Source organism: Shinella granuli (assembly GCF_004341885.1).
Lineage (GTDB): Bacteria > Pseudomonadota > Alphaproteobacteria > Rhizobiales > Rhizobiaceae > Shinella > Shinella granuli.
The window spans coordinates 463,955-476,908 of the sequence record NZ_SLVX01000001.1 but is presented as its reverse complement, the minus strand read 5'-3'; the positions used below and the strand labels follow the sequence as shown (position 1 = coordinate 476,908).

Genomic DNA, 12,954 nt, shown 5'->3' with positions numbered 1-12,954 from the left:
GGCCCGATTCCATCTCGCAGCTTTCGCCCGCAAGCCCCTGAAGGGACTCGCCTTAATCGATGCGCACGGTGATGTAGCGCAGCGCCCCCGTGCGGTTGGCGATCATCATCAGCGCGTTGCGGCGGTCTTCCGACTTCAGCTTGGCGATGCGGCTCTTGACCTCCTCCGCCGTCGTCACCGCCTCCTGGCCGATCTCGACGATCACGTCGCCGGGCACGATGCCGCGCTCGGCGGCGGCCGAATCGGGCGCCACCTCGGTGATGACGACGCCCTTGACGCTTTCGACGATCTCGAAGGTCTTGCGCGCCTCCTCGCCGAGGTCGCTGATGCCCATGCCGAGCACCCTGTCGACCTTGCTGGGCTGGGCTTCGCCGGTCTCGGGCGTCGTGCCCTCGTCCGGCGTGTCCTCGCCCTCGGTCACCTCGTCGTCGTCAGCCTGCTTCTCGCCGTCCTCGAGGCGGCCGAGCGTGACCTTGATGGTCATCTCCTTGCCGTCGCGCAGCAGCACGACGTCGACGGCCTTGCCAACCGGGCTTTCGGCGACGACGCGCGGCAGGTCGCGCATCTCGTCGACATCCTTGCCGTCGAAACGGATGATGACGTCGCCGGTCATGATCGAGCCGTTGTCGACCGGGCCACCCTTGATGATGCCGGCGACGAGCGCGCCCTTGGCCTCGCTCATGCCGATGCTTTCGGCGATGTCGTCGGTGACCGGCTGGATGCGCACGCCGAGCCAGCCGCGCCGCGTCTCGCCGAAATCGCGCAATTGCAGGAAGATGTTCTGCGCGAGCTCCGTCGGCACGGAGAAGCCGATGCCGATCGACCCGCCGGAGGGCGAGATGATCGCCGTGTTGATGCCGATGACCTCGCCCTTCATGTTGAACAGCGGGCCGCCGGAATTGCCGCGGTTGATGGCCGCGTCCGTCTGGATGAAGTTGTCGTAGGGACCGGCATTGATGTTGCGCCCGCGCGCCGAGATGATGCCGACCGTCACCGAGCCGCCGAGGCCGAACGGGTTGCCGATCGCCATCACCCAGTCGCCGATGCGCATGGTGCGCGAATCGCCGAAGGGCACTGCCTTCAGCGGTGCCTTCGGCTCGACCTTCAGGAGCGCAAGATCGGTCTTCGGATCGGTGCCGACGAGCTTCGCCTTCAGCTTGGAGCCATTGGCGAAGTTCACCTCGATATCGTCCGCGCCCTCGATGACGTGGTTGTTGGTGGCGATGTAACCCGTGGGATCGATGACGAAGCCGGAGCCGAGCGAATTGACGGTCTGGCCCTGGTTGCCGCCTTCGCCGCCCTCGCCCTTGAAGAACTCGTCGAAGAAATCCTGGAAGGGCGAGCCTTCAGGCACTTGCGGAACGGGCGCCTTGTCATCGCTCTTGACGTTCTGCGAGGTGGAGATGTTCACCACGGCGTCGAGCAGGCTTTCGGCGAGGTCGGCGACCGATTCCGGGCCGTTCGGCTGGACCTGCGCCGCCGCCGGGACGACGAACGGTCCTCCCGCGACCAGCGAAAAACTCACCGCGAGCGCGAGTGCCGCATGGGCAACGCTGGACCTCATCTTCAAAGCCATGGTCGGCATCCTCTTTCGTCTGGATTGTCGCGGCGAGTGTTTGCCCCGGATACGGCAAAAATCAGTCCGCCGCGCTGAAATCATGTGAAGTCTTGCCCGTCTTCGCGGGCAGCCGCAAGGGCCGCGTTCACGCGCCGCGGATGAACCACACCATGGCAACGCCGAGCGCCACGGCAACGAGCCCGGAGGCACGCAGCTGGCTTTCCGGAATCTGCGGCAGCATTTCCGCCATGCGCTTCAAAATCGAAGGGGCCAGTGCGTACACCAGCCCCTCGATGATCAGGAAGAACGCGATCCCCGTCAGGAAATCGGACATGGCGTTCTCAGTCTGCGGTCGACGGCGTCGTCGTCGTGCCGGTGCCCGCTGCCGCGCCCGAGGTTGCAGGCGTCGTGCCGGCGGCGTCCTCGAAGTAGCGGAAGAACTCCGACTGCGGCGACAGCACCAGCGTGGTGTCGGACGCGGTCATCGAGGTCCGGTAGGCGCTCATCGACCGGTAGAAGTCGAAGAAGGCCGGATCCTGCGAGAAGGCTTCGCCGAAGACGCGGTTGCGCTCGCCTTCGCCCTCACCTCTGAGGATTTCCGAATCGCGCTGTGCGGCCGCGAGGAACTCGACGACCTGGCGATCGGCGATGGCGCGGCGGCGCTGACCGGCCTCGTTGCCGCGCGCGCGGATGAGTTCGGCTTCGGCAAGACGCTCGGCCTTCATGCGCTCGAAGGTCTGTTGCGAGACTTCCTGCGTGAGATCCGTCCGGCGGATACGCACGTCGGAGATCGTGAGACCGAGGTTCGAGGCGTCGTTCGTCAGCTCGCCGCGCACTTCGCGCATCATCGACGCACGCTCTTCGGACAGGGCGGATTCGAAGCCGCGCAGACCGTAGACGCGGCGCAGAGCCGCATCGAGACGGGTGCGCAGGCGCGCTTCGGCCGATTCCCGGTCGCCCGAGACGGCTTCGCGGAAGCGGCGGGCATCCGTGATCTTGTAGACCACGAAGGCATCGACCTCGTAGAACTTGCCGCCCGAGACCTGGACGCGGATGTCGTCGAGATCGAAGCGCAGCGCCTGGTCCTGGATGTACTGCACGCTGTCGGCATCCATGAAGCCGAAGGGCAGCTTGAAGTAGAGGCCCGGCTCGGACTTGACGTCCTGGATCTGGCCGAAGCGGATGACGATCGCCTGCTGGCGCTCGTTGACGACGAACACCGAGGAATAGGCGATGAAGAGAAGAACGCCGACGGCGATCAGAATGGTCGGTATCCGGTTGCCCATTACTGCGTGCCTCCTACGCTCTGCTGCTGCTGGGTCGCGTCACGGCCCAGTTCGTGCAGCGGCAGGAAGGGAACGACACCCTGTCCGCCCTGCTTCTCGTCGATGATGACCTTCTTGGAGTTCTTCATCACGCCTTCCATCGTTTCGAGGAAGAGACGCTTGCGGGTGACGTCGGGAGCGACCTTGTACTGTTCGTAGATCGACAGGAAGCGGGCTGCTTCACCTTCGGCTTCCTTGACGACACGGTCCTTGTAGGCGGCCGCCTCTTCGCGGACCTGCGCGGCCTGACCGCGGGCAAGACCGAGCTTCTGGTTGGCATACTGGTTGGCTTCTTCGAGGAAACGGTCCTCGTCCTGCTCGGCGCGCTGCACCTCGTCGAACGCATCGGCGACTTCGCGCGGCGGGGCCGCGTCCTCGATCGCGACGGTGTTGATCGAGATGCCGGAGCCATAGGCGTCCATGGTCGCCTGGATCGTCGTCTTCACGCCTTCCGCGATCGCCTGACGGTTGTCGCGGAAGATGTCCTGGGCGGGACGGCGGCCGACGACCTCGCGCATGGCGCTTTCGGCAACCTGCTGCAGCGTCTCGGCAGGATATTCGAGGTTGAAGAGGTAGGCCTGCGGATCCGTGACCGAGTAGAGCACCGAGAACTGCACGTTGACGATGTTCTGGTCGCCCGTCAGCATCAGGCCGGAGCTGTCGGAACTGGAAGCGGCCGTGCGGCGGCCGATATTCTGCTGCTGCTCGGTGATCTTCACGAGTTCGACGGTTTCCAGCGGCCAGAGGTGGAAATGCAGGCCGGGCATGGAGACTTCCTGCTTCGGCTTGCCGAAGCGCAGCTCGACGCCGCGCTCGTCCGGCTGGACGGTGTAGATGGAGTTCATCAGCCAGAAGACGCCGACGAGAAGCAGCGCGATGACCACGACGCCGCCGTTGATGCCGCCAGGCATGACGTTCTTCAGCTGGTCCTGGCCGCGCCGGATGATGTCCTCAAGGTCGGGCGGCCCGCCATTGCCGCCGCCGCCGCGGGGGCGGTTCGGTCCCTGCCCCCATGGCCCCTGATTGTTTCCGCCGCCGCCGCCCCAAGGGCCGCCGCCGCCGTTCTGATTGCTCCAGGGCATCAATACCTCTTTCTTTTTATCCCTACGTGCCGCATTTCGCGGAGTGTTTCACCGCGCAACGCGAGGTGAACCCGTTATAGGTATCCCTCCGGCACCTTTCAACAAATCCGCGTGTGCTTGCGGGCTTGTGCGGCAAAATAGTTCGTGATCGGGGCCTATGCGGCCGCTTTTCGGCGCCAGGTGACGAAATGCATGGCGTGGCTGTCCTTCTCGCCCTGCGGAATGGGCTCTTCCGCCACCTTCTCGAAGATGGCCGGATCGATGTCGGGAAAGCGCGTATCGCCCTCCACGTCCGCCTCCACACGGGTGACGTGCAGGATATCCGCCCGGTCGAAGGCCTGGGCATAGATCTGCCCGCCGCCGATGACGCAGACCTCGTCGACCCCGAGTTTTTCCGCCTCGCGGCGGGCGGCATCCAGTCCCTCGTCGAGCGAGGAGACGACCGCGGCACCGTGCGCGCAAAACGTCGTGTCGCGGGTCATGACGATGTTCGGCCGGCCGGGCAGCGGCTTGCCGATCGAATCCCAGGTCTTCCGCCCCATCAGCACCGGCTTGCCGAGCGTCAGTTGCTTGAAGCGCTTGAGGTCCGACGGCAGGCGCCACGGCAGGTCGCCGTCGCGGCCGATGACGCCGTTCCGGGCGACGGCCACGACGAGGACGATCTTGGCTTCAGTCATGCGGATACCCGAAAATCAGACGGCGATGGGCGCCTTGATGGTTGAATCGGCTTCGTAGCCGATCAGGGTGAAGTCCTCGAACTTGAAGGAGAAAAGGTCCTTCACATCGGGGTTGAGCTTCATGAAGGGCAAGGGTTTCGGGCGGCGCGTCAACTGGGTGCGCACCTGCTCGAAATGGTTGGAATAGATATGCGCGTCGCCGAGCGTGTGCACGAAATCACCCGGCTGCAGGCCGGTCGCCTGCGCCACCATCATGGTCAGCAGCGCATAGGAGGCGATATTGAAGGGCACGCCGAGGAAGATGTCGGCGGAACGCTGGTAGAGCTGGCAGGAGAGCTTTCCGTCCGCCACGTAGAACTGGAACAGGCAATGGCAGGGCGGCAGCGCCATCTCGTCGACCAGCGCCGGGTTCCAGGCCGAGACGATATGGCGGCGCGAGTTCGGATTGCGCCTGATGCTGTCGAGGACGGCGACGATCTGGTCGAGATGGCGCCCGTCATGGGTCGGCCAGGAGCGCCACTGGTAGCCGTAGACCGGGCCGAGTTCGCCCTCGGCATCGGCCCATTCGTCCCAGATGGTCACGCCGTTCTCGTGGAGATAGGCGATGTTGGTGTCGCCCTTCAGGAACCACAGGAGTTCATGGATGATCGAGCGAAGGTGCAGCTTCTTGGTGGTCAGAACCGGAAAGCCTTCCGAAAGGTCGAAGCGCATCTGGTAACCGAAGACGCCGCGCGTGCCCGTGCCGGTCCGGTCGCCGCGGTCGGTGCCGTTTTCCATCACATGGGCGAGAAGGTCGAGATATTGCTGCATGGTCGCCGCCGATTCGTTGTCCAGCGTAAGATACTAGAGCGGGAACGGCGGCGGCCAAAGCGTGAAATCGGGTTGTCCCGGTTTTCCTCAGGCGAGCGCGCCGAGCGTGCCGAGCTCCTTGGCCGTGAGATAGTAGAAGGTGACGCGCGATTTCGTGCGGTCGTCGGCCATGGTCTTGCAGACGGCCTCCACCGCCTTGTCGGCTGCCTCGCCCGTGATGCCGAACTTCTTGGCGCACCACTTTTCCTTGACGCGGTTCAGCTCTTCCGGATCCGAGCAGGAGACGAGCGAGGAGTCGCGGTTGCGCAGCGCGATGCCGAGATGGCTCACGATCTTTTTGACGATGGCCTCGTCCGCACCGCTGTCATACTTGCGGACGTCTGCGAGATAGTCGGTCATGGTATCCCCTCTCCGATTGCCCGGCCGCCGCCCTCATGACGGACCTGCCGCGCCGCCATGTTTTTCATGCGGCCTCGGCAAGTCAAGCGCTAATAAAGCACGACCGGAAGCCGCCGGCTTGCGCAAGCTCCGCCCGCCTGGGTTACAACGGGCAACATTTTTGCACTTTCTGAAGGAATTTCCGTTACAGCTATCCGGCCAAAAGCCCGATGGACCAATCCGCAGCGAGCACCCCCGCATGTGAGACACACTGACGACTATTCCGATCGCTTCCGGCTCGTCTATGCCACGGCCTCGCTCGCCGCGGGCGTGCTGACGGCCGGCTGGGGCGTCGTCTTCGCGGCGATGCAGGAATGGTCGATGGTCGCCATGGATATCGCGCTGGTCACCGTCGCCGTCGCGAGCTTCGTGCTCGTCCGCCGCCGCCAGCTGACCGCCGCCATCCTCTTCTCCCAGGTCGCCTTCCTCGTCATCATCGCCGCCTTCTGCCTGCTGTTCGATGTCCCGAACGATGTCGCCCCGCGGGTCTCGCATCTCTTCCTGCTCGTGCTGGCGATGATCGGCTACATCAACTACCAGCAACGCCCCTCGCGCCGGCAGATGGCCATCGTCGCGCTCTCGCTCGCCGCCTTCGTCGTCTTCGCCAGCACGCAGCTCGCCCTGCCCTTCGCCCGGCCGATCTCCGATGATTTCCGCTTCGTCGGCGCATGGGTCAACGTGACGATCGCGGTCGCCATGCTGTGCGGCTGCCTCTACATGATGCGGCAGGAATTCGCCCGCAATCTCGGCCGGGAGCGCGACATCGCCGCCGCGCTGAAGAACCGCGAGTTCGAACTCTTCTACCAGCCGCAGGTGGACCAGGCGGGCGCGGTCACCGGTGCGGAGGCGCTGCTGCGCTGGCGGCGGCCGGACGGCAGCTTCGTCTCGCCCGGCGACTTCATCCCCATCGCCGAGCAGGCCGGCCTGATGCCCGCCATCGGCGACTGGGTGCTGAACGAGGCGCTCAAGACGCTGTCCTTCTGGCAGCAGGATGACGGAACGCGCCACCTGAGGCTCGCGGTCAATGTCAGCGCCGACCAGTTCATGAAAGCCGATTTCGCCGACGCCGTGCTCGCCCGGATCCGCGCGCAGGACATCGACCCCGCACGCCTCAAGCTGGAACTGACCGAAAGCATGATGGCGAACGATGTCGACGCCATCGCGGAAAAGATGGGCGTGCTGCGTGCGGCCGGCCTCACCCTCTCGCTCGACGATTTCGGCACCGGCTATTCCTCGCTCAGCCACCTGCGCCGCCTGCCGATCCAGGAGATCAAGATCGACCGCTCCTTCGTCAAGGATGCGCCGGAGAGCAAGCGCAACCGCCTGCTCCTGAAGAGCATCTTCGACATCGCCCGCACGCTCGACCTTGCCGTCGTCGCCGAAGGCATCGAGACGAAGGAACAGTTCCTGCTCCTGCAATCCTTCGGCGGCATGGCCTTCCAGGGTTTCTATTTCGGCCGCCCCGTGCCGCTGGCCGACTTCCAGACGCAATGGGCCGCGGAAACCCCGCCGCCGCTCGCCGAAACCGCCTGAACCTGAAAACTTTGCCAAATCCCTGTCACAAAGCCCTTTTCTTGGGAGCAGAGAGCGCCTATATGAAGGGTGCTGCCTCGGCAGCTATGGCAATAAACGGGCGGTGTAATAAACCCATTGGACCCGGGGGCGGTACCCGGCGCCTCCACCAAAAACCGGTCTTGAAGCGGACCGGCTTTTGATGGGGGCGAAATAGGATCGACAAGGGCGTAAAGATCGACTTTTTGCTCGGCATTGTACCACCGTTATCGGGCTAAACTTGTAGTTGCAAACGACAACTATGCGGAAGCTCGTCTCGCTGCCTAATGGCGGTGTGACACTTCACTCAAAGTCCTGACGGGTCGCACCGGCAGGCGGGGTCCGAAGGCACCTGGCAACAGAAGCCTTCACCTTCTCCAATCTCTTGAAATGGTCTATAGCTGTGCCAGATGACTCGTGCCGGAAGGTGTGAGTAGACAAGCAATGCCTGAACACAAAGGCTGGAAGAAAGACAGGAACGGATGGCGCAAGACCACATTCGCTACGACATTCTCGCCCAGGACGCGCTGCGCAGCGTCATCCGCAAGGTTTTGTCCGAGGTCGCCGTCACCGGGCACCTGCCGGGCGAGCACCACTTCTTCATCACCTTCCTCACCAACGCCCCCGGCGTGCGCATCTCGCAGCACCTGAAGGCGAAATATGCCGAGCAGATGACCATCGTCATCCAGCACCAGTTCTGGGATCTCAAGGTCACCGAGAGCCTGTTCGAGATCGGCCTTTCCTTCTCCGACACGCCGGAAAAGCTCGTCATCCCGTTCAACGCCATCCGCGGCTTCTATGACCCGTCGGTAAGCTTCGAGCTGGAATTCGACGTGCCGGCCGTCGAGGAAGACGAACACTCCGCCGAGATCACCGCCTATCCCGCCGTGGCGGAAAAGACCGAGGAAACCACCGAGGATCCGGCACCGCCGACCGGTGGCGACGACAACAACAAGGGTGGTGGTTCCGTCGTCTCGCTCGATTCCTTCCGCAAGAAGAACTGAGGCCGCGCGATGAGCGGCGACGTCGTCAATCTCCGCCAGGTCCGCAAGCAGAAGGCCCGCTCCGAAAAGGAGAAGCAGGCCGAGCAGAACCGCGTCAGCTTCGGCCGCACCAAGGCGGAGAAGGCATTGACGCGCGCGCTGAACGACAAGGCGCAGAAGGCGTTCGAACAGGGCCACTTGGAACGGCCGGAAGACGGCCCCAAGGACGGCAAAGACTGATCTTTCAAGCCCCTGCCGGCAGGAGCGGAATCGATTTCAAAGAGCGTTCCGGCGTTTCTCGGGTCAGAGAGCGCCCCTTGGCTCCCGCGCTTTCGAGCACGCAACAGCCGTGCTCTGCTGGAATGGCTCCAACCGGACGGCGGTGTGTGCAGGGATGGCCATGATCCGAAAATATTCGACCACCCTGCACGGCCACCGCACGAGCTTCTCGCTCGAACCCGCCTTTCATGACGAACTGAAGGCCATTGCCGGCGAGCGCGGCCTGCCGCTCGCCGCCCTCATCCGCGACATCGACGACACGAGGGGTGTCGAGGGCAACCTGTCCTCGGCCCTTCGGCTGCATGTGCTGGACTGGCTGAAGCACAAGGCGGGGGGCGCGGCGTAGCGCAGAAGCCGCAAAAGCATCGTCGGCCGCCCTTTCCCGGGATTGGCGCGGCCCGCCGGCTTCGCCCCCCTTTGCCGGGACGGCTCAGTTGACGCCCGGCAGCGTATCGAAATTCAGGTTCTGCCCGCTATCGAGGGGCGGCAGTTCGCCGCCGCGCTCGACGCCCTCGCCCCGCAGCGCGGGCAGGCGGCGGCGCTCGGCCTCTTCCTCGGCCCGGCGGGCTTCCTCCGCGGCGCGCTGCTCGGCAAGGCGGCGGGCCTGTTCCTCGGCCGCCTGCAGGCGGCGCGCGTCGTCCGCGGCCTTGCGGCGGGCGCGCTCGGCCGCTTCGGCGGCCTCCCGCGCGCTCCGTTCCCGCTCGGCGCGATCGCGGGCCTCGGTGCGGCGGCGCTGTTCCTCCTCCATCTGCAGCCGCATCGCCTCGGCAAGTGCGGCCCGCGCCTCGGCACGCGAACGGTAGAGCGCCGCCTCGCGCCGCAGGCGCTGCTTTTCCAGCACATTGGCCTGCAGGGTTTCCACCCGGCGGCGCTCCGTCTCGAAGCGGCGCAGTGAGAGGTAGTTGGCAAGCGGCTGCACGTCGAGCGTCACGCCCGGCGCTTCCAAGAGGCCGCGATAGTCGAGCGCCACTTCGGGCTCCGCTCCCGCAAGCGCCTCCTCGCCGGCCGCATAGGTGACGGACAGACGGCCCGTCATCGCATCGCCGGCAAGATCGATATCCGCATCCCCGGAAAAGCCGGCCTTGCCGTCCCCGGCGGTCACGTTCTGGACGCGCAGCTTGCCGCCGGCAAGCGCGAAGGGCATGCGCACCGCGCCCAGCGCCGCCTCGCCCCTGAGGATCGCATCCGCCGCGAACCCGGCCACGCGCTCGGGCGTGATGTCGCCCTCGATGTCGTCCGCCGCCTTCAGCAGCGCCGGCAGCGCGCCCGTATCGAGCCCGCGCAGGGTGAGATCGGAGATCCGCGCCTCGCCCGAGCCGCTGGCCCCCTCGACCATGGCGCGCACGCTTTTACCCGAGGCATCGACGGCCAGCGTCACATCCGCCTTGCCCGTGGCGACGGCGCCCTCGGGGCCGGCCCAGACGATCCTGGCGAGATCGACACCCGACAGTTCCGCCCGCGCCTCGAACAGACCGTTCTCCTCGGCATTGGCGACCTTGAGGCGTCCGGCCAACCGTCCGCCCAGCCAGTCGCCGGCCATGTCGGTCAGCGTCAGCTCGCCGCCCTTCCAGACGAGATTGCCCGAAAAACCCTCCACCGCGCCGTAGAGGCCCGGCCAGAACGAACCGGCCTCCAGCGCGACGGATAGATCGGCCGCATCCTGAAGCGGCTGCACGAGCGGCGCCGCATTCAGCCCGCCTTCGAGGAGATCCGTCACCGGCCCGGCGACGGCCTCGGCGAGGAAGGCGAAGTCGACCGTATCGAAACGCAGCGCGCCCGTGCCCCTGAGCGTCGGCGCCGTGCGATCGAGCGTCAGGCGGCCGGAAAAGGCGTTGCGGTCGGCCTCCCCTGCAATGTCGGTGATCGTGATCGCCTCGGCGCTCGTGGCGACGGACGCCTGCAGCGCAAGCGGCAGGCCGGCGCCGGCCTGCGGCACGGCGATGCCGTTCATCATCAGATAGGGCTCGATGTCGTCGCTTTTCGCCGAAAGCGCGAGCGCACCGACGGGGAAATCGGCAGCGTTGAGCGCAGCGGTGCCCTTGACGGAGATCGTCGTGCTGCCGGCATTGAAGGCCGCCGAGACATCGGCCGGGCCATCCTCCGGCTGCTTCACGCGGAAGGTGACGCTGCCGTCGGGGTCCGCATCAAAGGGCAGCGGGTCGAGCCCGACCTGTCCGGCCAGCACGACCGACTGCGGATTGAAGATGCTGCCCTCGATCTCGAAATTGCGCCCCTCCAGCAGATCGACGGGCGTTGCGGCCGAGAGCTTCATCTCGACCCGCCCGTCATTGACGGGACCGCTGAGCGTCAGCGTCGCCGGATTTCCCGCCTCGCCGGAAAAGGCCAGCCGGACGGCAAGGTCCGCATCGTCATAGTAGCCGGCATTGGCGAGGAAACGGGCAAGCACCGGATGGGCCGGTAGGTGCCGCGCCAGGAGCTCGGCCACCGGGCGCATCGCGGCCGCCTTCACCCTCATGTCGAGCCCGGCGCTCGGCGCCAGAAGGGAGCCGCCGAGCGTGCCGCTGGCCGAGAGGGCCGCACCGTCCAGCGAGGCAATGTTCAGACGGCTCAGCGTCATGAGGCCGTCCTTGACGGACAGCGCCGCATTGACGCCGGACACGCTCTCGCCGAAGGCGAGGAAATGGTCGGCCTTGATGTCGAGCGCGATCGAATGCTCCAGCACGGCCGAAAGCGAGGCATCGCCCGCCACGAGGCCGACAAGCGCCTGGAGCGATTCCAGCGCGATCTCGTTGCCGCGCAGTTGCAGCGACAGGGTGGGCACGGCATCCGCGCGCGATTCGCGCTCCATGCGGCCGAGCAGCGAGGCGGCGCCGATGGCGATTTCGAGATTTTCGAAGCGTTGCAGCTCGTCGGTCAGGTTCACCTCGGCGGAAAAACCGGCCGTCTTGAGCTTGCGGATTTCCGGATCGACGGATCCGGCAAGCCAGGTCGCCAGTCCCGAGGGCTGGTTCGAGGCGACCAGCAGGTCGCCGACGAAGCCGCGGTTCTCCTTGAGCCGCAGCCGGCCCTTGGCCTCCAGCGTGGTGCGACCGGGCAGAATCGCATCCGCCCGGTCGATCCGCCAGCCCTCGCCGTCCGGCTTCACGTCGAGGCGCACCTCGCGCACCGTCGTGTCGCCGACCACCACGGCCGGCAGGAACAGGCTGGCGCGGCCCGGCACCTGCGGGATCGGGATGTCGGCGGCGATCGCCAGCAGCGCCTGGAGCCGCTGGCGCACGGAGACCTGCGGGTTGCGGCCGGTCTTGCCGCCCTCGCCGCTGTTGCCGATGCGCGAGACGTCTATCTGCTGGCCGTCGGCGATCAGGAGAAACTCCGGCGCGCGGCCGGTATCGAGCGTCGCCTCGCCGGTCACCACATAGGGGTCTTCGTGCGGGCCGGCTTCGAGGCGGTATTCCGGCACGCGGATGCGCTCGTTGGAAAGCTCGAACTTTCCCGCAACGCGGATCGGATCGGCCGGCCCCTCGCCCTTCGGCCGCGGCTTTTCCGAGACGGTGAAGTCGCCGTGATATTGCGGGCGGAAATCGACGACCTTCAGCGCACCGTCGAGATCGGCGGTGAAGGCGAGCCGGTCGGGCACGATGCGGGCGCGCAGGGAAAGCGCGCCGTTCTCCACCTGGCCGCTCGAAAGCTGGAAGGCGCCGCTCTCGCCATCGAGCGCCGCGCGCCCGTCGATGCGCCACGGGCCGGCGAGCGACTTTGCCGAGACCTGCGCATCGAGGCCGGTGACATGGCGGGTGCGGCCGGTCTGCGCATCGACGAACTCGATCTCGCCGCCTGATATCGCGACATTTTCGAGGATGACGGTGCGGGCCGGGATATCGGACTTGCGGCCGCGCGCCCAGTCCAGCGTGCCGTCCTCGAAAAGCTTGATGCGCGCCTTCGGCTCCTCGATGCGCATGTCGAAGATCAGCGCCTCGCCGGAGAGGAACGGCGCCAGCTCCGCATCCATGGAAAAGCGTGCGACCTCGACCAGCGGCTGCCCGTCCTCGGGCGCCCCGACCCGCACGTCGTTGAGCGTCACGGAGGGGAACGGGATCAGACGGGCATCGACGCTGCCATGCACCACGACAGTGCGGCCCATGATGCGGCTCGCCTCGCGCTCGAAATCCTGGCGGAAGCTGGTCCAGTCGACGAAGAGCGGCGCGAGCAGCGCCGCAAAGAGCGCCACGACCACCAAGCCGCCAACGAAGAGCATAATTCTCGAAAGCACGCCGCCTGCCTTGAATTTCG

12 protein-coding genes and 1 other RNA gene are annotated in these 12,954 nt (G+C 65.9%); 5 read left to right on the top strand and 8 right to left on the bottom strand.

What is annotated here, in order from left to right; all coding sequences use genetic code 11:
* Positions 1-52: 52 nt before the first annotated feature.
* The 7 genes from EV665_RS02230 to EV665_RS02200 all read right to left on the bottom strand — a co-directional run bounded on the left by EV665_RS02230 (position 53) and on the right by EV665_RS02200 (position 5,851).
* Positions 53-1,576, bottom strand: coding sequence for a DegQ family serine endoprotease (locus tag EV665_RS02230; RefSeq protein WP_064332546.1), 1,524 nt, complete (start codon positions 1,574-1,576; stop codon positions 53-55).
* 127 nt (positions 1,577-1,703) lie between these two features.
* Complete coding sequence (locus EV665_RS02225) at positions 1,704-1,892, bottom strand: DUF2065 domain-containing protein (protein WP_133032920.1); 189 nt, start codon at positions 1,890-1,892, stop codon at positions 1,704-1,706.
* Between the two features lie 7 nt (positions 1,893-1,899).
* Positions 1,900-2,844, bottom strand: a complete 945-nt coding sequence (hflC, locus tag EV665_RS02220; RefSeq protein ID WP_133032919.1) for a protease modulator HflC — start codon at positions 2,842-2,844, stop codon at positions 1,900-1,902.
* Positions 2,844-3,965 (bottom strand): FtsH protease activity modulator HflK, encoded by a 1,122-nt coding sequence (hflK, locus tag EV665_RS02215; RefSeq protein ID WP_064330454.1) that lies wholly within the window; start codon positions 3,963-3,965, stop codon positions 2,844-2,846. The genes hflC and hflK overlap by 1 nt, the downstream gene beginning before the upstream one ends.
* Positions 3,966-4,120: 155 nt before the next feature.
* Complete coding sequence (locus EV665_RS02210) at positions 4,121-4,642, bottom strand: dihydrofolate reductase (RefSeq protein WP_133032918.1); 522 nt, start codon at positions 4,640-4,642, stop codon at positions 4,121-4,123.
* Positions 4,643-4,657: 15 nt separating this feature from the next.
* Positions 4,658-5,452, bottom strand: coding sequence for a thymidylate synthase (locus EV665_RS02205; protein ID WP_064330456.1), 795 nt, complete (start codon positions 5,450-5,452; stop codon positions 4,658-4,660).
* Positions 5,453-5,539: 87 nt separating this feature from the next.
* Complete coding sequence (locus tag EV665_RS02200) at positions 5,540-5,851, bottom strand: DUF2853 family protein (protein ID WP_064330457.1); 312 nt, start codon at positions 5,849-5,851, stop codon at positions 5,540-5,542.
* Positions 5,852-6,091: 240 nt separating this feature from the next.
* Here EV665_RS02200 and EV665_RS02195 point away from each other — a divergent pair, with 240 nt between their 5' ends.
* The 5 genes from EV665_RS02195 to EV665_RS02175 all read left to right on the top strand — a co-directional run bounded on the left by EV665_RS02195 (position 6,092) and on the right by EV665_RS02175 (position 9,049).
* A complete protein-coding gene (locus tag EV665_RS02195; protein ID WP_133032917.1) occupies positions 6,092-7,423 on the top strand; it encodes a putative bifunctional diguanylate cyclase/phosphodiesterase in 1,332 nt (443 codons plus the stop codon).
* 32 nt (positions 7,424-7,455) lie between these two features.
* Positions 7,456-7,814, top strand: a transfer-messenger RNA (tmRNA) gene (gene ssrA, locus EV665_RS02190).
* Between the two features lie 109 nt (positions 7,815-7,923).
* The gene (locus EV665_RS02185; protein ID WP_064330459.1) at positions 7,924-8,445 is read left to right on the top strand and encodes an SspB family protein; all 522 of its coding nucleotides are present in this window, start codon (positions 7,924-7,926) and stop codon (positions 8,443-8,445) included.
* A gap of 9 nt (positions 8,446-8,454) precedes the next feature.
* Positions 8,455-8,664: a DUF4169 family protein gene (locus EV665_RS02180; protein ID WP_133032916.1), complete on the top strand. Its 210-nt coding sequence runs from the start codon at positions 8,455-8,457 to the stop codon at positions 8,662-8,664.
* A 160-nt stretch (positions 8,665-8,824) separates the two neighbouring features.
* Positions 8,825-9,049 carry a ribbon-helix-helix domain-containing protein gene (locus EV665_RS02175; protein WP_064332547.1) on the top strand — a complete coding sequence of 75 codons (225 nt, stop codon included), beginning with the start codon at positions 8,825-8,827 and terminating at the stop codon, positions 9,047-9,049.
* A gap of 84 nt (positions 9,050-9,133) precedes the next feature.
* Here the strand turns inward: EV665_RS02175 and EV665_RS02170 are convergent, their stop codons facing one another.
* Entirely contained in the window at positions 9,134-12,934 is a 3,801-nt protein-coding gene (locus EV665_RS02170; protein ID WP_133032915.1) for an AsmA family protein, read from the bottom strand.
* Between the last annotated feature and the right edge of the window lie 20 nt (positions 12,935-12,954).